Source organism: Massilia sp. 05N420 (genome assembly GCF_056397205.1).
In genome coordinates, this window is the sequence record NZ_JBFTMX010000062.1 from 1 (window position 1) to 19,390 (window position 19,390).

At 64.9% G+C, this 19,390-nt stretch carries 22 protein-coding genes; 18 read left to right on the top strand and 4 right to left on the bottom strand.

Annotated elements, in window-relative coordinates; genetic code table 11:
* The first annotated feature begins 283 nt into the window (after positions 1–283).
* From AC1DIX_RS25885 to AC1DIX_RS25900, 4 genes are read left to right on the top strand one after another with little or no spacing between them, the layout of a single operon-like run.
* The gene (locus AC1DIX_RS25885) at positions 284–991 is read left to right on the top strand and encodes a YoaK family protein (protein WP_477328172.1); all 708 of its coding nucleotides are present in this window, start codon (positions 284–286) and stop codon (positions 989–991) included.
* A gap of 20 nt (positions 992–1,011) precedes the next feature.
* Positions 1,012–1,698 carry a hydrolase gene (locus tag AC1DIX_RS25890; RefSeq protein WP_477328173.1) on the top strand — a complete coding sequence of 229 codons (687 nt, stop codon included), beginning with the start codon at positions 1,012–1,014 and terminating at the stop codon, positions 1,696–1,698.
* Positions 1,699–1,731: 33 nt separating this feature from the next.
* Positions 1,732–2,001 carry a XapX domain-containing protein gene (locus tag AC1DIX_RS25895; protein WP_441933663.1) on the top strand — a complete coding sequence of 90 codons (270 nt, stop codon included), beginning with the start codon at positions 1,732–1,734 and terminating at the stop codon, positions 1,999–2,001.
* Positions 1,991–2,656: a response regulator transcription factor gene (locus tag AC1DIX_RS25900; RefSeq protein ID WP_477328174.1), complete on the top strand. Its 666-nt coding sequence runs from the start codon at positions 1,991–1,993 to the stop codon at positions 2,654–2,656. The genes AC1DIX_RS25895 and AC1DIX_RS25900 overlap by 11 nt, the downstream gene beginning before the upstream one ends.
* A gap of 18 nt (positions 2,657–2,674) precedes the next feature.
* Here AC1DIX_RS25900 and AC1DIX_RS25905 read toward each other — a convergent pair whose 3' ends face one another.
* On the bottom strand, positions 2,675–3,748 hold the full coding sequence (locus AC1DIX_RS25905; protein WP_477328175.1) for a porin: 1,074 nt from the start codon (positions 3,746–3,748) through the stop codon (positions 2,675–2,677).
* 195 nt (positions 3,749–3,943) lie between these two features.
* Here AC1DIX_RS25905 and AC1DIX_RS25910 point away from each other — a divergent pair, with 195 nt between their 5' ends.
* The 5 genes from AC1DIX_RS25910 to AC1DIX_RS25930 all read left to right on the top strand — a co-directional run bounded on the left by AC1DIX_RS25910 (position 3,944) and on the right by AC1DIX_RS25930 (position 8,719).
* The gene (locus tag AC1DIX_RS25910; protein ID WP_477328176.1) at positions 3,944–4,366 is read left to right on the top strand and encodes a DoxX family protein; all 423 of its coding nucleotides are present in this window, start codon (positions 3,944–3,946) and stop codon (positions 4,364–4,366) included.
* Positions 4,367–4,482: 116 nt separating this feature from the next.
* Complete coding sequence (locus AC1DIX_RS25915) at positions 4,483–6,279, top strand: amidohydrolase (protein WP_477328177.1); 1,797 nt, start codon at positions 4,483–4,485, stop codon at positions 6,277–6,279.
* Between the two features lie 22 nt (positions 6,280–6,301).
* Positions 6,302–6,904, top strand: coding sequence for a TMEM175 family protein (locus tag AC1DIX_RS25920; RefSeq protein ID WP_477328178.1), 603 nt, complete (start codon positions 6,302–6,304; stop codon positions 6,902–6,904).
* A gap of 13 nt (positions 6,905–6,917) precedes the next feature.
* The gene (locus AC1DIX_RS25925) at positions 6,918–7,331 is read left to right on the top strand and encodes a sensor histidine kinase (RefSeq protein ID WP_477328179.1); all 414 of its coding nucleotides are present in this window, start codon (positions 6,918–6,920) and stop codon (positions 7,329–7,331) included.
* Positions 7,332–7,387: 56 nt separating this feature from the next.
* On the top strand, positions 7,388–8,719 hold the full coding sequence (locus AC1DIX_RS25930) for a hypothetical protein (protein WP_477328180.1): 1,332 nt from the start codon (positions 7,388–7,390) through the stop codon (positions 8,717–8,719).
* A 45-nt stretch (positions 8,720–8,764) separates the two neighbouring features.
* On the opposite strand, the gene AC1DIX_RS25935 is transcribed toward AC1DIX_RS25930, so the two are convergent.
* The gene (locus tag AC1DIX_RS25935; RefSeq protein WP_477328181.1) at positions 8,765–9,832 is read right to left on the bottom strand and encodes a GlxA family transcriptional regulator; all 1,068 of its coding nucleotides are present in this window, start codon (positions 9,830–9,832) and stop codon (positions 8,765–8,767) included.
* A 14-nt stretch (positions 9,833–9,846) separates the two neighbouring features.
* Here AC1DIX_RS25935 and bla point away from each other — a divergent pair, with 14 nt between their 5' ends.
* The 9 genes from bla (at position 9,847) to AC1DIX_RS25980 (ending at position 18,769) form a co-directional block, all read left to right on the top strand.
* Positions 9,847–10,737, top strand: a complete 891-nt coding sequence (bla, locus tag AC1DIX_RS25940; protein ID WP_477328182.1) for a subclass B3 metallo-beta-lactamase — start codon at positions 9,847–9,849, stop codon at positions 10,735–10,737.
* A gap of 5 nt (positions 10,738–10,742) precedes the next feature.
* A complete protein-coding gene (locus AC1DIX_RS25945) occupies positions 10,743–11,330 on the top strand; it encodes a YdcF family protein (protein WP_477328183.1) in 588 nt (195 codons plus the stop codon).
* A 4-nt stretch (positions 11,331–11,334) separates the two neighbouring features.
* The gene (locus AC1DIX_RS25950; protein ID WP_477328184.1) at positions 11,335–12,219 is read left to right on the top strand and encodes a S66 peptidase family protein; all 885 of its coding nucleotides are present in this window, start codon (positions 11,335–11,337) and stop codon (positions 12,217–12,219) included.
* A complete protein-coding gene (locus tag AC1DIX_RS25955) occupies positions 12,216–13,037 on the top strand; it encodes an N-acetylmuramoyl-L-alanine amidase (protein WP_477328185.1) in 822 nt (273 codons plus the stop codon). The genes AC1DIX_RS25950 and AC1DIX_RS25955 overlap by 4 nt, the downstream gene beginning before the upstream one ends.
* A 127-nt stretch (positions 13,038–13,164) precedes the next feature.
* Positions 13,165–13,422 carry a hypothetical protein gene (locus tag AC1DIX_RS25960; RefSeq protein ID WP_441933640.1) on the top strand — a complete coding sequence of 86 codons (258 nt, stop codon included), beginning with the start codon at positions 13,165–13,167 and terminating at the stop codon, positions 13,420–13,422.
* A 99-nt stretch (positions 13,423–13,521) separates the two neighbouring features.
* Positions 13,522–14,196 carry a hypothetical protein gene (locus tag AC1DIX_RS25965; protein ID WP_441933638.1) on the top strand — a complete coding sequence of 225 codons (675 nt, stop codon included), beginning with the start codon at positions 13,522–13,524 and terminating at the stop codon, positions 14,194–14,196.
* 82 nt (positions 14,197–14,278) lie between these two features.
* Entirely contained in the window at positions 14,279–15,298 is a 1,020-nt protein-coding gene (locus tag AC1DIX_RS25970; protein WP_477328186.1) for an NADP-dependent oxidoreductase, read from the top strand.
* Between the two features lie 106 nt (positions 15,299–15,404).
* Entirely contained in the window at positions 15,405–18,047 is a 2,643-nt protein-coding gene (locus tag AC1DIX_RS25975; protein ID WP_477328187.1) for a bifunctional diguanylate cyclase/phosphodiesterase, read from the top strand.
* Positions 18,048–18,205: 158 nt separating this feature from the next.
* Complete coding sequence (locus tag AC1DIX_RS25980) at positions 18,206–18,769, top strand: hypothetical protein (RefSeq protein ID WP_477328188.1); 564 nt, start codon at positions 18,206–18,208, stop codon at positions 18,767–18,769.
* 4 nt (positions 18,770–18,773) lie between these two features.
* On the opposite strand, the gene AC1DIX_RS25985 is transcribed toward AC1DIX_RS25980, so the two are convergent.
* Together AC1DIX_RS25985 and AC1DIX_RS25990 are read right to left on the bottom strand one after the other, a co-directional pair.
* Entirely contained in the window at positions 18,774–18,986 is a 213-nt protein-coding gene (locus AC1DIX_RS25985; protein WP_477328189.1) for a GDCCVxC domain-containing (seleno)protein, read from the bottom strand.
* 255 nt (positions 18,987–19,241) lie between these two features.
* The gene (locus tag AC1DIX_RS25990; RefSeq protein WP_477328190.1) at positions 19,242–19,382 is read right to left on the bottom strand and encodes an Lrp/AsnC ligand binding domain-containing protein; all 141 of its coding nucleotides are present in this window, start codon (positions 19,380–19,382) and stop codon (positions 19,242–19,244) included.
* Positions 19,383–19,390: the final 8 nt, after the last annotated feature.

Sequence of the window (19,390 nt, forward strand, 5' to 3'; positions counted from 1 at the left end):
GCGGTGGAGAGCGCGGCGCCGGCCGCGGCGGCGGTGGCGGCGCCGGCCAGCAGCGAGCGGCGTGCCAGGGAAGGTTTGTCGTTCATGGTCGTCCTTTCGGTTTGTCAGGGTAAGGATGACCAGTCTAGGGACCGCAAGCCCCGCCGGCCCCGGCTGAAAGATCGGGTGCGGGCCGAACTGGCCGAATGGGAGGGGCAGGGCGGACGCGGCGGCCCTAGGATGCATGGACTCGCGGTGGCCTGGGACGCGTCCGTCCCAGCACCGCGCCCGATGGGAGACATGCATGAACGATCGAAGCCGCAGCCAGTGCCAGGGTATGGCGCTGGGATTCTTTGCAGGGTATGTCGATACCCTCGGCTTTCTGGCGCTGTTCGGCCTGTTCACCGCCCACGTGACCGGCAACTTCATCCTGATCGGCGCCGCGCTGGCGGATCCCTCGCGCAGTTCCGTCCTCCTCAAGTTCCTGGCCTTCCCGGCCTTCATCGCCGGGGTGGCGCTGGCGCGCCTGCTGGTGGTGGCGGCCGAACGGCGTGGCGTCGCTGCATTGCGGCCGGCGCTGGCGATGGAGCTGCTGTTCCTGCTCGGCTTCATGGGCTGCGGCCTGGCGGCGTCGCCGGTCGGCGGCGAAGCCGGTCCGCTGGCGATGGCCGCCGGCCTGCGGGGCGCCGCCGCAATGGGCGCGCACAGCGCCACCAGCCGGCTGYTGCTGGGCCACCTGGCGCCCACCTCGATGATGACCGGGAACGTGACCCAGGYCGTGATCGACCTGGTCGACCTGTTGCGCGGCGCCGACGACCCCGGCGTCAAGGAGCGGCTGGTGAAATTCGTGTGGCCGCTGGCCGCCTTCGCCATCGGCTGCGTCGCCGCGGCATTCGGATTCCACTGGTTCGGCTTCGCCGCGCTGGCGCTGCCCGTCCTGATCCTGCTCGCCCTGCTGGCGGCCGAAAAGCGGTCGCAAGCGGGAGCCTCCCTGCGGCAACCCGCCGCATAATCTCAACCTGAAAGCACGACATGCGCAATCCAAAACTCGAAGTACTGACCCCCGATAACTGCCAGCTGATCTTCATCGACCAGCAGCCGCAGATGGCCTTCGGCGTGCAGTCGATCGACCGCCAGACCCTGAAGAACAACACGGTCGGCCTGGCCAAGGCCGCCAAGGCCTTCAACATCCCGACCACCATCACCACGGTCGAGACCCAGGCCTTTTCCGGCCCGACCTACCCGGAACTGCTGGACGTCTTCCCGGGCAAGGAAATCCTGGAGCGCAGCTCGATGAACTCCTGGGACGACCAGAAAGTGCGCGACGCGCTGGCCGCCAACGGCCGCAGGAAGGTGATCGTCTCCGGCCTGTGGACCGAAGTCTGCAACACCACCTTCGCCCTGTGCGCCATGCTGGAAGGCGACTATGAGATCTATATGGTGGCCGACGCCTCCGGCGGCACCTCGAAGGATGCCCACGACTTCGCGATGCAGCGCATGATCCAGGCCGGCGTGGTCCCGGTCACCTGGCAGCAGGTGCTGCTGGAGTGGCAGCGTGACTGGGCCCATCGCGATACGTATAATGAAGTGATGGCCATCGTGCGCGAGCACTCGGGCGCCTACGGCATGGGCGTCGACTACGCCTACACCATGGTGCACAAGGCGCCGCAACGCACCGCCGGCAGCCATGAGGTGCTGGCGCCCGTGCCCGCGCGCTAACTAGCGCATGCCTGCCGCTCAACCGGAGAAACCATGAAGATCTATGTCGTCTCGCTGGCGGCCGGCATCCTCGTCGGCCTGATCTACGCCCTGCTGCAGGTGCGCTCGCCGGCGCCGCCCGCCATCGCCCTGGTCGGCCTGCTGGGCATGCTGATCGGCGAGCAGGCCGGCCCCGTCATCAAGCGCATGGTGGCCGGCGAGCCGGTCACCGCGGCCTGGCTGCGGACCGAATGCGTGGCCCGCATCACCGGGGTTCCAGCCGTCGCCGCCAAGGCACAGGCCGCGGATGAGCGTGTCTCCTGAAACCCCCGCAACCATCGGCGCCGCCGGCGACGAGCCGGCGCCGATGGTCTACGTGGTCGACGACGACGACACCGTCCGCGACTCGGTCCTGAACCTGCTGCGCGCCGAAGGCTTCGAGGCGCGCGGCTTTGCTTCGGGGCCGGACTTCGTGGGCGAGGTCCGGGCCGAGGCGCCGTCCTGCCTGGTCTGCGACATGCACATGCCCGAACTGGACGGCCTGGAAGTGGCGGCCGAGCTGGCGCGCCTGGGCGCCGACATTCCCGTGATCTTCATGACCGGCTTCGGCACGATTCCGATGTCGGTGCGCGCCATGAAGGCGGGCGCCGTCGAATTCCTCACCAAGCCGGTGGTGCCCGACGAACTGTTGCAGGCGGTGCGCGACGCCCTGGCCGCGGATGCCCGCCGGCTGGACGAGCGCCGCGAGCTGGCCGGCCTGCGCCGGCGCCACGCCAGCCTGACCCCGCGCGAACGCCAGACCATGCAGCTGGTGATCGGCGGACTGCTGAACAAGCAGATCGCCGGCGATCTGGGCGTCAGCGAGATCATGGCCAAGACCCACAGGCGCAAGGTCATGGAAAAGATGGCTGCGCGCTCGTTGCCCGACCTCGTGCGCCAGGCGGAACGGCTGCAGATCGTCAAGACCCGCAGCCGCTAGCCTCTCCCGTTTCCCTTTTCAGAATGCGTGGCGCATCCCGAGCGCCGTCCCCGACACGGTGGCCCCGGCGCCGCCGTCGAGCCCATTGATCGCGAAGTCGTAGACGCCGTGCGCATCGTTGCGCAGTCGGGTGTGGAAAACGAACAGGCTGGTGCGCTTCGACAGCGCCAGGTCGTAGCCCAGGGTCGCATGCACGGCGCCGGTCGCGCCGCCGGCACGGATGAACCCCACCTTTTCCGTCGTGCCGCCCTTGCCGTCGCCGGCTTTCGCGATCGCCAGCTGCAGTCCGTGCGGGCCGAACTGCTTCGTCAGCGACAGGAAGCCCGACACGCGTTCGAGCGTGCCGCCGGTCGTCTCGTAGCGCAGCCATTCGACGGCGCCCGCCAGGCGCAGCGTGCCGAGGCGGTAGGCGGCGGCCAGCTTGCTGGCGCGGTCCTCGAGTCCGGGGCCGCGGTAGGCATGGTGGCGTTCGTGCGCAAGCGCGGCAACCAGCCCGCCGCTTTCGTAGATCAGCGCGCCCGAGCTCAGTGATGGCTTCGCGCCGCTGGCCGGTCTTTCCTCGTTCAGGCCGTGCGCAAGACGCAAGCTCAGCCCATGCCAGGCCGGGCTCCAGTAATGCACGCTGTTCTGCTGGCGGCGGTCGAAGGAGCTGGTATCGCTGGCGTTGTTTGCGGTGGCGGCCGAGCCGTTGCCCATGATGCTCATGTAGCCGGCCGTGGTCGGATAGAAGGGATCCAGGCCCGACGTCGCGGAATTGTAGGGCGTGGTCCAGTTACCGCCGAACAGCATGCCCCAGTTGCCCGCCAGGCCGACGCGGGTGTCGCGCGCGGCGATGGCGCCGGCGCCGGTATCGGGCGAGAGCGTGCCTTCGACCTGGAACACCAGGCGCAGGCCGTCCCCCAGGTCCTCGCCGCCGCGCACGCCGAGCACCGAGCGGTAATTCGACAGCCGGCTGGTGGACGCGCCGCCGCTGGTGCGCAGGTCCTCCATCGCGAGGTTCAGGCGGCCGTAGGGCTGGACCGATTCGGCATGGGCACAGGCAGGCGCTGCCAGCAGGCCGAGGACGGCGCCGCGGAATATCGTTTGTTTCATCTTGTTCGCTGGTTGATCGCAGAAAAGCCGATCTTAGCGGCGGGGATGGGCGCTGAACCCCATCCTTTGGCAAGGCGGGCCCGCCATCGACGCCGATCGAAAAAATCGATGCAAGACCCGCAAATAACTCGTTTTTCTTCCTCCTCGGCGCTCTCCATAATGCCTTCCATTCCCCATTCATCGAAAGGAAAGATCATGGAAACGACCAAACTCTATCCGGCCGGACGCGCACTCGCCGGCATCCTCTTCCTGGTGTCCGGCATCGGCAAGGTGCTGGGTTTCGCCGGCGTGGCGGCGTGGATGAATGGCGCCGGGATCCCGGCGGCCGGCCTGCTGCTGGTGCTGACCATCCTGCTCGAAGTGGGCGGCGGACTGGCCCTGGTGACCGGCATCCATGCGCGGCTGGCGGCGATCGCACTGGCGCTGTTCCTGGTGCCGGTCACGCTGGTCTTCCACGGCTTCTGGCATGCCGATGCCGCGGAGTTCCAGAACCAGCTGAACCACTTCCTGAAAAACCTGGCGATCCTGGGCGGCATGCTGATCGTGATCGGCGCCGAGAAGCGGCGCCGTGCGGCGGCGCAGGCGAACACGCCGCTGCCCCAGGGGCGCACCGCCTGAGCCGCCGCACCGTCCCCGTCCCGGCAATACGGCAGGGGACGGTGCCGCCCCCGACTGTTAYCGTAAAAAGGCCTGCGCGCACAAGCGCCGCCACGAACCCACGAAAGAACCGAGTCATGACGAATCCAACGCCCCTGAATCGCCGCACTGTCCTCGCCGCCGCGCTTGCCGCCGGCATCTTCGCCGCCATGCCGGCGCAAGCCCGCGAGCAGGCCGACCTCATTCTCACCAACGGCAAGGTCGCGACCATGGCCCGCGAGGGCGAGTTCGTGCAGGCCGTCGCCGTCAAGGACGGCAAGGTACTGGCGACCGGCAGCAACGCCGCGGTGCTGAAACTGAAGGGCGCCAACACCCGGCTGATCGACGCCGGCGGCCGCACGGTGATCCCGGGCCTGAACGACTCCCACTTGCACGTGATCCGCGAGGGTCTCAACTACAATATGGAGCTGCGCTGGGACGGCGTCACCTCGCTCAAGCGCGCCCTCGAGATGCTGAAGGAGCAGGCCGCGCGCACCCCGGACGGCGAATGGGTGAAGGTGGTCGGCGGCTGGAACGAATACCAGTTCGAGGAAAAGCGCCTGCCGACGCTGGAGGAAATCAATGCCGCGGTGCCGAACAAGCCGGTCTTCATCCTCTACCTCTACGGCCTGGGCTTCCTCAACAAGAAGGGCATCGACACCCTCGGCTACGACAGGAACACGAAGTACAAGGACGGCGAGGTCGAACTGGGCGCCGACGGCAAGCCGACCGGCAGGCTGATCGCCAAGCCGAATGCCCTGATCCTGTACTCGACCCTAGCGAAAACCAATAAGCTGAGCCGGGACGACCAGCTCAACTCGACCTTGCAGTATTACCGCGAACTGAATCGCCTGGGCCTGACCAGTGCCATCGATGCCGGCGGCGGCTTCCAGAATTATCCCGATGACTACGGTGTGACGCTGGAACTTGCACGCGCCGGCAAGCTGACGGTGCGCACCTCGTATTACCTGTTCGCCCAGCGCGCCGGCAAGGAGCTGGGAGACTTCCAGCGCTGGCTGACGATGACCCATCCGAAGCAGAACGACCACATGTTCTACCCGAACGGCTTCTCGGCCGAGGGCGGCGGCGAGAACCTGGTGGCGAGCGCCGCCGACTTCGAGAACTTCCTCGAGCCGCGTCCCGAGCTTCCGCAGGCGATGGAGAGCGAACTGGAACCGGTGGTGAGCCTGCTGGTGAAGAACCGCTGGCCCTTCCGACTGCATGCGACTTACGGCGAAAGCATCGACCGCGACCTGGCCGTGATCGAAAAGGTGAATGCCCGGACGCCGCTGAACGGCCTGCGTTTCATCGTCGACCATGGCGAGACCATCAGCGACAGCCAGCTGGCCCGCATCAAGAAGCTGGGCGGCGGCGTGGCGGTGCAGGACCGCATGCACTTCCAGGGCGAGACCTACTGGAAGCGTTACGGCGAACAGGCGCGCCAGATGCCGCCGATCCGCAGGATGCTCGAACTCGGGGTGCCGGTGGGCCTCGGCACCGACGGCACGCGCGTGTCCAGCTACAACCCCTGGCCCTCGCTGTACTGGGCCGTGACCGGCAAGACCGCCGGCGGCCTGCAGATCTGGAAGATTGAAGACCGCCTGAGCCGCTACCAGGCCTTGAAGCTGATGACGACCGGCTCGGCATGGATGAGCGGCGAAGAAAAGATCAAGGGCAGCATCAAGCGCGGCCAATACGCCGACTTCGTGGTCCTGCCCGAGGATTACTTCACCATCGACGCCGAGAAGATCAAGCGGCTGGAGAGCGTGCTGACGGTCGTGAACGGCAAGGTGGTCTACGGCGCAGGGGCCTACGCGCCGCTGTCGCCGCAGCTGCCGGCGGTCTCGCCGGCCTGGAGTCCGGTCGCCGTCCACGGCGGCTACCAGCAGCGCTGAGCGCGGGCAGGGGACAACTTCGATGGGCAAGGGCAGGCTGGAAGCCTTCAGCGATGGCGTCATCGCCATCATCATCACGATCATGGTGCTCGGGCTGGAAGTGCCGCACGAGGGCACGCTGGCCGCCCTCGAGCACATGGCGCCGGTGCTGCTGGGCTATGTGCTGAGCTTCGCCCACGTCGGCATCTACTGGAACAACCATCACCACCTGTTCCAGGCGGTGCGCGACATCGACGGCACGGTGCTGTGGCTGAACCTGCACTTCCTGTTCTGGCTGTCGCTGCTGCCCTTCGTTACGCACTGGATGGGCGCGAGCGGCTTCGCGACCGCGCCCGTATCCGTCTACGGCGTGGTGCTGTTCATGTGCGCGGTGGCGTATGTGCTGCTGGTGCATCGCCTGGCCAGCCGGCGCGGCGCCAACCGCAGGCTGGCGCTGGCGATCGGCGCCGACCGCAAGGGCTGGATCTCGTTGCTGCTGTATGCCTGCGGGATCGGTCTCGGCTGTGTGCAGGCCTGGATGGGGCTGGCCGTCTACGTGATCGTCGCCCTGATCTGGTTCATCCCGGACCGCCGCATCGAACGCCATGTGGGCGAAGCGCCTGAGGTCGAAGCCGGTGTGAAGTGAGATTGGCGGGTTGTTGCAGTCCATCCAGGGTCTGCTCTGGAAGATGCGGGCCGCCGCGCGGCGCCCGGGCGAGGACGATCGCAAGCCGATCGACGAAGCCCCGGACAGCGCCGGCCAGCTGCTGGCGGAAGGGCGCGACCGGGTTGCCGGACTGCGCGGCGAAAGCGTGATGCAGGCGGCTTCGACGTGCGCGCGCGGCAAGCCATCCACCCTCGACGGCGCCGTATGCGATGCGGTGTTCGCGATTGCGCGCGAAGCCATCTGGAACGCCTTCGTGCACGCCCGGCCGCACAAAGTGACGGTGACGCTGGCGTATGACCGGCGCGAGCTGGTGTCGAACCAAGGCCAGGGGACCACCTGGACACTGCGCGTACCCGTCGGGCCCGCCGTCATCGCGGCCGCCGCCAAGGCCGGCGGCGCCGCCTGACGCCGGGTAACCGGGCCTACCCTTGATTCTTCGATAAGTCTGCCGTTAACACCGGCATGACCTCGATTTCTGCCCTCTCGTCCATCGCCAGGCAACAGCCTGCCGCCGCCTATGCGGCCGTCCCGCCGGCCTCCGGCGCCCCCGCCTCGGCCGCCAGGCCGGGACCCTCGAGCATCGTGCAACTGAGCCCGGAAGGCCTGGCCGCCGCCAGGGCGCAGGCAGGCGCCGCCACGCCCGCGGCCCGCCTCGCGGATACTGGTGCGGCCCTGCTGTCGGGCTTCAGGACCGGCGCGGTGCTACCTGTGGCCAGCGGACAGCTTCCCGGCCAGGCCGACAATCGCTTCACCCTGAGTATCGTGACGGACAGCGGCAAACGCGTGGAGCTGGGCCTGGCCAGCCGCGGCGGCCGGCTGAGCGTCCGTGTCGATGCGGACGAAGGCCTGAGCATCGACGAACGCGAAGCCCTGGCCGGGCTGGCGCAGGGCTTCCAGGATGTCATCGGCGGCATGGATCGCGACAATCCGCAGATCCGTCTCGACGGGCTGGCGCAGTTCGACAGCCGCTTCCTGCGCTCGGTCGACCTGCATGCCGAGCTGACGCCGCCGGGACCCGCCGCGGAGACGCAGAAGCTCGACGTCCATCTCGACGCCGGCCAGCGCAAGGTCGCCATCGACGGCCCGGCCGGCAAGATCGACGTCGCGGTCGACATGAGCAAGCTGGAGACCCTCGGCACCCGCAAGCAGCAGGCCAGGGCGATCGACAGCTACCTGAAGCAGTTCGACGAGGCAGCCGCCCGCGGCCATGCGGACTCCAGGCTGATCGGCATGTTCAAGGATGCCTTCGCGAGCATGAGCGCCACTTCGACCAGCGACGAACTGGACGAGACCGGGATCACGCTGGGCAGGCCCCGGACCTGGTCGGCGCAAGACCACGCGCTGCTGACCGGCCTGGCCGACTTCAGCGCCACCGTGACCCAGGCCCCGGGGTGGAGCAATCCCGCGCGGCGCGACGAAGCCGACGGCTTCCAGTACGAGGTTTCGCAGGCGTCGCGCACCGGCGGCAGGTCGCGCGCCGAGCGCTCGCTGGAGCAGGTGCAGAAGTCACATCTGCGGGCCCAGTTCCACGTCGGTCTCGAGGACGAGGGGCAGGCGAAGCCCGGCGCCAGGCTGCCGGCGCAGAACTACGACTACCACGAGATCGACGATGCCGCGAGCAGCGCGCTGCGGCTGGCGTACAAGGATGGCCAGTTGCGCCAGGCCAGCCTGGAGCAGTCGCTCAGCCAGTCCGAACGCATCCGCAAATACGTCCTCGGCAAGCTGCAGTCGGACCGGACGCTGCCCGCGCACACGCAGGTCACGCGCGACCTGCTTGCTTCGCTCGCGCACTGAGCGGGGAGATCTACCTGGCGCGGACCAGCGCCGCCGGGCTTGTCGTCAGCCCTGGACCTGCCGGTCGCGCAGGAATCTGGCGGGCGTGCTTCCGTAGCGGCGCTGGAAGGCCTTTGCCAATTGCTGGGGATTCGGATAGCCGCAGGTGTTGGCGATGATCTTTGCGGACAGTCCCGACGACAACAGCCCATGCGCGTGTTGCAGGCGCAAGCTCTCGACGAAGCGCGCCGGAGGCTGGCCGAGGCAGGCATTGAATTTCCGTTGGAAATTCCGCGTGGACATCATTGCCCGCGCCGCCAGGGATTCGACGCTCATTGGCTGCGACAGGTGGGCCTTGATCCAGCCGATCAGCTCGGAAAAGTCGTTGTCCGCCTTCTTGAGCGCGGCAACCACGCCGCTGACCTGGGGCTGATAGCCGGGCCGCCGCGTCTCCAGCACCAGACGCCGCGCGATTTCGTTGGCGACGCTCTCGCCCAGGTCGCGGGCGACCATCTGCAGGGTCATGTCGATGCCGGTGCTGACGCCGGCGGACGTCCACAGCCGCCCGTGTTCGATATAGATCGCATCGGCGACGACGCTGATGCCGGGTATTTCGCGGGCCAGGCTGGCGCATGCCGACCAATGGGCCGTGACACGTGCCCCGTCAAGCACGCCGAGCCGGCCCAAGGCCTCGGTTGCCGGCGCGCTGCTCGAGCCGAAACGCCGGCAGGCGGATATCGCGCGCAGCGCCCACTCGCGCATGGCCGGTTGTTCGAAGGCGTCCGCCGCGGCATGGTCTCCGCTGCCGGTAAATATGACCGTGTCGACGCTGTCCGGGTCGAGGGTGGAAATCGAATCGGTCGAAATGGTAATCGCCGACATACTTTCAATCGGCCCACCCGTCGGTGAAAGGATATGGATGCCGTAGACCGGATGCCCTGCGACGTTATTGGCAGCGGCAAACACCGCCGCGGAACCGGTGATGTTGAGAATCTGGGCACCCTCGAAGACCAGGAGGGCGATGGTTCTGGGCGACTGCATGGTTTGATTTGATTTCCCCGGCGACATGGCGCAATTTGACCAGAGTTTGTCGTTTTTGACCATCGCAAAGGAAGGGTAGACTTCAACGCTCAATCATTTCACGAAGCATGATGAAAACAATCGGCATCGCTCTTACCATTCTCGGTACGGCCCTTTTCGCTGGCGCGCCGGCCCGCGCCGCGGACTGGTACGCCCCCCAGGAACCATTTGCGGTTTACGGCAATACCTATTACGTCGGCACCGGCGGCATCAGCGCGGTGCTGATTACGTCTCCGGCCGGTCATGTCCTTATCGATGTCGGCGGTCCGCTGGCGCCCGACCAGGTCGTAAAACACATCCGGAAACTGGGATTCAAGGTCGCGGACATCCGCTACATCCTGAATTCGCACGCCCACACCGACCACGCGGGCGGCATTGCCAGGCTGCAGACACTGAGCGGCGCCACGGTATTGGCGAGCCCGGCGTCGTTGAATGTGCTGTCGAGCGGCCGGCCGGACAAGACCGACCCGCAGATCGCAAATCTGCTTCCGTTGGCGCCTGTCGCCAACATACGCGTCCTCCATGACGGCGAGGTGGTCCGGCTCGGCCCGATCGCCGTCACCGCACACTTCACACCCGGGCATACCAGGGGCGGCACCAGCTGGACCTGGCAATCCAGGGAAAATGGACGGGTCGCCAATATGGTGTATGCGGACAGCCTGTACGCGTTCTCCGGCGACGGCATTCTCTTCAGCGCCAACCCGGGCTACCCGAATGCGAAAGCGGACGTCGAAGGATCCATTGCCGCCGTCGAGTCCCTCGACTGTGACGTACTCGTGTCCGCCCACCCGGAACTGGGCGGTTTATGGGAGCGAAAGGCAAAACAGCCTGCGCTCGGGAACGCCGCCTTTATCGATAAGGACGCCTGCCGCGGCTATGCCGCCAGGTCCCGGGCCCGGCTTGCACAAACGCTCGCCGATGATGCCGCTGCGGCGGAAGCCGGCAAGGCGGCAAGGTGACAGGCATGCACGGCGAAGCGCCAGGCCCGGATCTGTCGGCGATAGCGGACTACATCATGCCGGACATTCCCGAGCAAAGAGCGGATCTCGGCTTCGTGTTCGGGACGCGGCAGGGCGTCGAGGGATTCTGTCTGACGGCGCATTCGCTCTGGCAGCGCAAGATGTTCGACAGGCTCCTGATTTCCGGAGGTGCGACGCGTGGGCAAGCTGAAACCGAGGCCGACGTGATCGCCGAAAGCCTGCTTCGGATGGGCGTCCCCCGAGACGTGATGATCCTGGAGAAGTCGGCGACGAATACGGGCGAGAACGTCATTTTTTCGCGCAATAAGCTCGCCGAGACCATGGCGCTGGACGACATCAAAAGCGTTCTCGTGATCGGCAAGATCTGTTCTCTACGGCGTTACCTGATGACCCTGGAACGCCATTGGCCCGGCCTCGTGCTGTCCGCCGCACCCGTCAATTTTTTCGGAGTCGACAAGACGCACTGGCACACGCATGCGGACTTCCGTGCGCGGGTGCTCGCCGAATTCGAAAAAATACCGGACTACCTGCAACGCGACTTCCTGCGCGAACTTGCATCGCAAAGCCAGTGAAAGAATGATCGACATGCTGAAAAAGAATTCCACCATCGCAGTGATTGCCCCGGCCGGCATTCCGGACATGGAACAGGTTCAAATGGGGATGGCCCTGCTGCGCGACTGGGGTTACCAGGTCCGCGAGGGCAGGCATCTGCGCGAGCGCTTCCGCTATAACGCCGGCACTGCCGCACAAAGGACCGAGGATTTGCTGTGGGCGCTGTCCGACCCGGAGATCGACGCAGTATGGCTGGCCCGCGGCGGCTTCGGTTGCATCCACTGCCTTGCGTGGCTACCCGATACGCTTCCGAAGGACAGGATGGTGATCGGCTTTTCCGATGCGACCTCCCTGTTCGGCGCCTTGCATCGCAAGGGCCACGTCAGGCTGGTTCACGGCCCGACCCTGGAAAACCTCGCCACCGCGATCGACGATCTCAGCCGGCAAAGCCTGCGGGCATTGCTGACCGGGGAACCCAGGGTGCCGCTTATCGGTACGCACATCTGGGGGCCTGCGCACGAGATCAGCGCGCCTGTCATCGGCGGCAATTTGACGGTGTTCGCCAGTATCGCCGGGACCGCATCGGCCATGAATGCCAAAGGCGCGATCGTGGTGCTGGAAGACGTCACCGAACTCGCCTTCCGAATGGACAGGTCGGTTTGCCAGCTGCTCGCCAGCGGATTCTTTGACAGCGTCAAGGCGATCGCGTTCGGGGAATTCGTCAGGTGTCCGGTACCGCCGGGCAGCGATTTCACCGTCCAGGAAGTGTTGACGGATCTGCTCAAGCCCCTGGGCGTTCCGATCATTGCGGGACTGGGCGTCGGCCATGGCGAACGCAATCTTTCGTGGCGCATCGGAGAGCGCGGGACCCTGCGCGACGGCAGCATCAGCCTTGAAAAGACATCATGAAAACTTTTGTATCGCGACTCCTCACGGGCCTGATTGCCGGCGTCCTGCTTGCCGCTTGCGCCAGCGGCCCGCGTATCGACCGATCGCTGTCCACGCCCGACCAGCGCAGCCGCGTGAAGTACCTGGTCCTGCATTACACGGTTACCGACACCCCGCAATCGATCCGTATATTCACCCACCAGGCCGGGGTCGAAGCCAGCATCCATTACCTGCTCAGTAACGATCCGGAGCCGGTCATTTACGGCATCGTGGATGAAAGCCGGGCCGCCTACCAGGCGGGATCGGATTCGGGCTGGAAGCAGGACCGTAACCTGAACAATATCTCGATCGGCATCGAGATCGTGAATGCCGGCTGGGTCGACGGACCGCAAGGACGCATCTGGGCACCCTATCCGCAACAGCAGATCGAGACACTGATCCCGCTGGTCAAGGACATCATGGCGCGCCACCACATCGCGCCGGAAAACGTGCTGGGCCACGCCGACGTCGCTCCCCAGCGCAAGCAGGATCCCGGTGCCCTGTTCCCGTGGCGGCGCCTGGCCGCGGCGGGCATCGTGCCGTGGCCGGACCCGGCCGTGGTCGCGCTCAAGCGCGTCGAGTACGAATCGGCCTTGCCCGATATGGCGTGGTTCCAGCGCAGGCTGGCGGCAATCGGCTACGTCGTGCCGCAGGATGGGCTGGCGAGCCGGGAAACGCGCAATGTCCTGATTGCCTTCCAGACCCGTTATCGGCCGTCGAAGATCGACGGCGAGCCGGATGCGGAAACCGCCGCGCTGCTGGATAGCCCGATGCATGTCGCGGCGATCGGGTATCGGTGAGCCGGCGCCCCGATATATCCAGGCAACTGTCTTGATTACAAAATGGTAATGTGTGAATGAGCGCACAGTCCAGGCGAAGGGACAAGCCTAGCTTGTGTCACTGGGATTAACACACGGAGAAATCACCATGAAAACCAGCCTGAAACTTGCCTTGGCCCCTGTCGTCTTTGCGTTCGTTGCTGCTTCTGCCCATGCCGGTTGCGGTAAAGGTGCCGTCGCCGGCGCCGTCGTTGGTCATATGGCCGGCAAACATGGCGCAGCCGGCGCCGCCGCCGGCTGCGCGATCGGTCACCATTCCGCGAAGAAGAAGCAGGCCGCTGCCAGCGCCGCCTCGAACACGCCGGCGCCGGCGCCGGCAAACGGCGCGGCAGGAACGTCCAAGTAAACTACCTCCATATTGGCCGGGTGACCGAAGACATTCGCCGCCCGGCCATCCAGCTTCAGCCTTGTTATGCAAGACGTCGGACAGGTTCTGGAAAAGCATATGCGCGAGATCTGGATCGCGCGCGCTGCCATCGTGGTAACGGCGGCGCTCAATGCTTTTCTCATCAATGATTTGACCATATTCCCCGGGTGGCTGGCTTCCGTCGTCGAACTGGCGCTGCTCATTCCGCTATCGGTTGCCACTGCATGGAACCACAGCGAAATGCGTCGCGCGACCAGTGAGCATCATTGGACCTTGATTCATCATCGGCGACGAAAAATCCGCCGTGCCGCAATCGTACTCACCTTGATCATCACGCTCATCAATTTCCAAGCGCTGTTCGGCGTGATGAGAGCGCTTCTATACGGCGCAAAAGGAACGACAGGACAAAGCCTCCTGATCGATGCGCTGAACATCTGGCTGACGAATATCGTCGTGTTTGCACTCTGGTTCTGGAACATCGACCGTGGCGGCCCCGCAGCGCGCGGCTTGAGCAGGCAGCCTGTTGCAGACTTCATGTTCCCGCAGATGAATGCGGAATGCCCAGGGCACGAGCGGTGGACGCCAGGTTTCTTCGACTATGTTTTCGTGTCGTTCACCAACGCAACGGCGTTCTCACCAACGGATACGCTGCCGCTCAGCGTACGCGCCAAACTGCTCTTCATGGTGGAATCGACCGCGTCATTGTTGACTGTTGGCCTGGTGGCCGCACGCGCTGTCAACATTCTTTCGTAAGTTCCTTGCCGGCTGAATAATGGCGATTCAAGCGGCCCGCCACGCAATGCTAGAATGTGCGGCTTTCATCCCCCATCTGCCCATGAACTATCAAAACCGCCAGTGGATTTACGTCAAGCGACCGGAAGGACGGGTCGGCGACGAACACTATGAATTGCGTGAACACGATATCGATGACGTGCTGTCGACCAATGAGGTCCTGGTCCGTATCCGCTATGTCAGCGTCGATCCCTATATGCGCATTCAGCAAGCGGAACGCAATACCTACGATCTGCCGCACCCGCTGGGCATCGTACAGCGCGCCGGTACGGTCGGGCAGGTCGTCGCTTCGAAGAGTCCCGGTTTCGCCGCCGGCGACTGGGTGTTGAGCTACAGCGGCTGGCAGCTTTACGACAAATGCCACCAGAACGAGCTGACCAGGCTCGATCCGGAGGCTGCGCCGGTGACGGCGGCGCTGGGTGCGCTCGGGATGCCTGGGCGCACGGCCTGGTTTGGCCTGATGGAGGCGGGCAGGCCGCGCCCTGGAGACACGCTGGTGGTGTCCGGCGCCGCCGGCGCGGTGGGGTCCCTCGTCGCACAGTTCGGCAAGCGTGCCGGGTGTCGCGTCGTCGGTATCGCGGGCGGGGCCTCGAAATGTGCCTTCCTCACCGACACCTTGGGACTGGATGCCGCCGTCGACTACCGTGCTCATCCGACCCTCGATGGCCTGCGCGCGGCCATCGACGCCGCCACCGGCGGGGTCGACATCTATTTCGACAATGTGGGCGGGATGGTCACTGACGCCGTGATTCCGCTGATCAAGCTACGGGCCCGCATTATCATTTGCGGAGCAATTGCTCAGTACGACGGTGGGCTCGATGCACCGGACCTGGCGCCCCGCTTCCTGCAGCACATGCTGTTCAAGCGCGCGAGCATCCAGGGCATCCTGGCGCGCGACTTCACGGCGCGCATGGGCGAAATGCAGGCGGTGGTCGCGCCCTGGATCAAAGCCGGGGACATCGTCACGCAGGAGACCTTTGTCGACGGTTTCGAGCAATTGCCGAGGGCGCTCAACAGCTTGTTCGAAGGACGAAATCTCGGCAAGCTGCTGGTTCGGGTGTAAGACCCGCTGGGGGACAGCACGCGCAGTGCGATACGCCGTCCCGGTGCATTCGTGCAATTCGAGATGACGGTTATACTGGGTTACGATCTTCAAGTTTCGGCAACCTATGTCCAATGTGCTCCCACCACCGTCGGAACGCAACCGTCGCGTCGCGCACGCGCTAGCGGTGGCGGGGGTGTTGATCGTCGCGGTGACGCTCGTGCTGTCCGGCTTGCTGTTCTCCAGCTATCGCAGCACGATCCAGCGCGAACAGACCAATCTACGCAACCTGGCATCGGCCTTCGCCGCACAAACCCATTATGCGACCCTGGCGCTGGACATGACGCTGGCACGGGACGCCGAACGGGTCCTGCACGGCCATGACGCCGTGGCGGGCACGCTCGCCGGCGCCATACGCGATGACATGCCGTCTCGCGTGTATGTGCTGGGGCCGGACGGCCAGGTGCGCGCGGCGAGTACCACAGTCGGCCCGGCGGGGCCACTCTGGATGCGGCGCATGGCGCCGAACCAGGGCCCGCAGATCGGCATCGTGGAGTCCGGCCAGGACAAGGGGCATGACATCATCACGCTGGCGCGCGCCCTTCCCGCGAACGGGAGCGTGGGCGGCGGGGCCATCGGTATCGAGACCGGTGCCGCCTATTTTGAACGCATTTTCGATGCCGCCGACCTGGGCGCCGGCGGCTCGGTCACCTTGCTGCGGCGCGACGGCACGATGCTGGTGCGCAGCCCTGCGTTGCCGAAATCCATTGGCAAATCCTTTCTGAACACGCCACTGTTCCAGGTCCAGCTGCCACGCAGTCCGGTTGGCGCGTTCGAGGCGATCAGTCCGGTCGACGGCAAGCACCGCCTGTATGGCTACTGCGTGGTCGCCGACTATCCGCTGGTGATCATCACGGGCCGTGACGTGGCCGACACGCTGAGCCTCTGGATGGGCTGGCTGTGGGTGGCGCTGCTGGCCTGGACCTTGTTGTCGGCAGTGCTGTTGCTGTTAGCCTGGCGTATCGGCCGCGAGGCCTCGCGCCAGGCGGCGCTGATCGGGCGCCTGAGGACCAGCGAAAGCCGCTTGCAGCACAGCTACCGTTACCTGTCCGCCATCCTCGACGCCCTCGCCACGCCGCTCTGGGTGGTCGACGCGCAACGCCGCATCGTCTTGTCCAACAAGGCATTCCAGCACTTTACCGGCCACGACGGGCAGGTACTGGCCGGATCCGAGGAGGCCGCGGTGCTCGATCCGGAAAGCGCCGCTTCGCGCGAACGGATGTACGCGGCGACCGCGCAGGAAGGTGTGCACGCGCTCGAAGTCGAAGTGCGCGATGGCGCCGGCGAGGCGCGTACCATGATCCAGCTCACCGCGCGCCTGGAAAGCGAAAACCATGCGGCGCAGATCGTCAACAGCCTCACCGACATCACGGAACGCAAGCAGGTCGAGTTGCGGCTGGCCTATCTTTCCGACCACGATCCACTGACCGGGCTGGCCAACCATGACCAGCTGCGGCGTGTCCTCGCCGAGGCGATCCAGGCTGCGTCGGCGCGCGGCGAACAGGTCGCCGTGCTGCTGGTTGCGCTGGAGCGCCTGCAGGAGGTGGCCGACTTGCTGGGCCATGATGCCGGCGACGAGGCGGTACGCGAGATCGCCAGGCGCCTGCAAGACCTGGTGCCGCACACCCTGTGTACGTCGCGCGTCAAACCCAATGAGTTCGGCCTGGTATTGCCGGCCTCGGCGGGACTTGGGACCGTCGATGCGACCGCGTTCAAGCTGTATGACTTGCTGGCGGAGCCGGTGCAGGTGGGCGGGCGCGAGTTCCATCTGGCGCCGGTCGTCGGGATCGCGCTCTACCCGCAGGATGCCAGCTCGGTCAACGAATTGTTGCGCTTGGCGGATATCGCCAAACATCGTGCCCGCAGCGAGAGCGGCGAGCCGGTGCATTTTCATTCCGCATCCACCCATACCCAGCTCAACGAGCGCTTGTCGATCGAAGAGCAGTTGCGTCATGCACTGGCGCGCGGAGAATTGACCGCGATGTACCAGCCGAAGGTCGAGATCGAGACTGGACGCATTGTCGGTTTCGAAGTCCTGCTGCGTTGGGAAAATCCGGTACTCGGCAGCGTCTCTCCGGCGCGCTTCATCCCGATCGCCGAACAGACGGGATTGATCGTGCAGATCGGAGACTGGGTCATGGGCGTCGCATGCACGCAGGCCAGCACCTGGCTGCGCGAGCAGGGTATCCGGACCAGGATCGCCGTCAACCTGTCGATGCGCCAGTTCTACCACCGCGACCTGTTGCGCTCGATTCGCGATGCACTGGCCAGTTCCGGCCTGGCGCCGGATGCGCTCGAACTGGAAATCACCGAAAGCATCGCCATGAGCCGCGCCGACCTGGTCGAACCCCTGTTGGCCAGCATCCGCGAGCTCGGCGTCGAGCTCTCCATCGACGATTTCGGCACCGGATACTCGAGTCTCGCCTACCTGAAGCGCTTCCCGGTGCAACGCCTGAAGATCGATCGTGCCTTCGTGCGCGATCTCGGGCGCGATGCCGACAGCGCGGCAATCGTGCGTTCGATCGTGGGCCTCGGTCATGGCCTGCAGATGCGCATCGTGGCCGAAGGCGTGGAAACGGCATCCCAGCTTGCCATGTTGCGCGAGTTCGGTTGCGACGAGTACCAGGGCTTCCTGTTTTCGCGCCCACTCGACGCGAAGGCTGCGCTGGCTTTGCTGACAGCGACGGATATGGCGCCGCGGGAGCACTGAGGGGGCCAATTCCCAGCCGAAAGATCACGCAAGCGCCTGTCGCGCAACCACAAGTTACGGAATGCGAGCTAGAATAACCTTACCATTATGCAAAATAACTGAGTCCACTTAGCAAGATGAACAGATTGACGTCGGCCGCAATAAAGCATCTCGGAGAAGTGGGCATCACCGTGTTTGCTTTCCTCGGTCTCAACTGGATCAACGAACTGGTATTCATTCAGCTCCAGCAAAGCAACGGGATCAACTGGGTGTTCATCCCGGCCGGCATCCGCCTGCTTTCAACCCTGCTCTTTGGGCTTGCCGGCTTCGAAGGCCTGCTGCTGGCGGGCGTCTATCTCAACTTCTTCCATTTCGAGTTCCATAGCGATTTTCGTGCATGGAGCGGGGCGGTAGCGGGCGCACTGGGACCTTATCTCGCCGCTTTGCTGGTCAAGCATTGGTTCGACCTGGAGCCGCGTCTCAAGGGCCTGACAGCGCATCGGCTGCTTTTTACCGGCATCCTGTGCGGGCTCATGAGTCCTGTGTTTCACCACACCTTCATGTGGGTTCTCACCGGCCTCGTGGACTGGACTGCGCTGACTGCGATGATTATCGGCGACACGATCGGCATTCTTATCGTGCTGTGCCTGGCAAAGGCCGCCATAGCGCTTGCTGATCGTTATGTCCCGGCTTCGAAGCTCATTCGGCGCTGGCACTCGCTGGGCCGCTCTAAAACGCAATGATTTCTCAAGCGCAGCACCCTCGATTCTCTTGAACGGGCGGACATTTGACCGTCCCATACGAGCAGTACACACAGCAGTCGCCGGCCTTTGGCCTCAGCACGACTTTGCATCGACTGCATTCGTAAAAGAACTGGCAGGCGTTAGTCGGCATCGACTCCGGTTGCACGTGGCCACACCGGGGGCAGGTCAATACTGATTCCAGGACAACGGCAGTCATGTATATCTCTCCTTTTAACTAGGCTTTCGCTCTCGATCCCGGGTTGCCCGATGGACCCGCTATCGTTCAGCGCCGTCATCCGAATTGCGCCGTGAAAAGGAGGATTTTTCCACCATGCGCCATCGAAGACTCCTCTATTGGATCTTTACGGGATCGAGAGGCGGTCCGTTTCGGGAAAACGATAATTGTGGTTTTGGATTAACAAAACCCTTAAGCCGCGATATGAAACTCATATTTTCATAAAATTAGTTAGCGCTACAAGGGCAGCGCCGTTTCATACTTCACCTCCCGCAGCGCCACGCTGGTGTTCACCTGCGACACCCCGTTCAGCTTGACCAGCACGTTGTGCAGGAAGTCGTGATAGGCATCCATGTCCGCGACCACGACCTTGACCAGGTAGTCCG

Coding starts and splice junctions, on each gene's coding strand:
- AC1DIX_RS25895 (WP_441933663.1), top strand. CDS start 1,732: ATGAAGATCTATGTCGTCTCGCTGGCGGCCGGCATCCTCGTCGGCCTG.
- AC1DIX_RS25985 (WP_477328189.1), bottom strand. CDS start 18,986: ATGACTGCCGTTGTCCTGGAATCAGTATTGACCTGCCCCCGGTGTGGC.
- AC1DIX_RS25945 (WP_477328183.1), top strand. CDS start 10,743: ATGCACGGCGAAGCGCCAGGCCCGGATCTGTCGGCGATAGCGGACTAC.
- AC1DIX_RS25920 (WP_477328178.1), top strand. CDS start 6,302: ATGGGCAAGGGCAGGCTGGAAGCCTTCAGCGATGGCGTCATCGCCATC.
- AC1DIX_RS25965 (WP_441933638.1), top strand. CDS start 13,522: ATGCGCGAGATCTGGATCGCGCGCGCTGCCATCGTGGTAACGGCGGCG.
- AC1DIX_RS25970 (WP_477328186.1), top strand. CDS start 14,279: ATGAACTATCAAAACCGCCAGTGGATTTACGTCAAGCGACCGGAAGGA.
- AC1DIX_RS25950 (WP_477328184.1), top strand. CDS start 11,335: ATGATCGACATGCTGAAAAAGAATTCCACCATCGCAGTGATTGCCCCG.
- AC1DIX_RS25910 (WP_477328176.1), top strand. CDS start 3,944: ATGGAAACGACCAAACTCTATCCGGCCGGACGCGCACTCGCCGGCATC.
- AC1DIX_RS25975 (WP_477328187.1), top strand. CDS start 15,405: ATGTCCAATGTGCTCCCACCACCGTCGGAACGCAACCGTCGCGTCGCG.
- AC1DIX_RS25930 (WP_477328180.1), top strand. CDS start 7,388: ATGACCTCGATTTCTGCCCTCTCGTCCATCGCCAGGCAACAGCCTGCC.
- AC1DIX_RS25960 (WP_441933640.1), top strand. CDS start 13,165: ATGAAAACCAGCCTGAAACTTGCCTTGGCCCCTGTCGTCTTTGCGTTC.
- AC1DIX_RS25955 (WP_477328185.1), top strand. CDS start 12,216: ATGAAAACTTTTGTATCGCGACTCCTCACGGGCCTGATTGCCGGCGTC.
- AC1DIX_RS25905 (WP_477328175.1), bottom strand. CDS start 3,748: ATGAAACAAACGATATTCCGCGGCGCCGTCCTCGGCCTGCTGGCAGCG.
- AC1DIX_RS25915 (WP_477328177.1), top strand. CDS start 4,483: ATGACGAATCCAACGCCCCTGAATCGCCGCACTGTCCTCGCCGCCGCG.
- bla (WP_477328182.1), top strand. CDS start 9,847: ATGATGAAAACAATCGGCATCGCTCTTACCATTCTCGGTACGGCCCTT.
- AC1DIX_RS25890 (WP_477328173.1), top strand. CDS start 1,012: ATGCGCAATCCAAAACTCGAAGTACTGACCCCCGATAACTGCCAGCTG.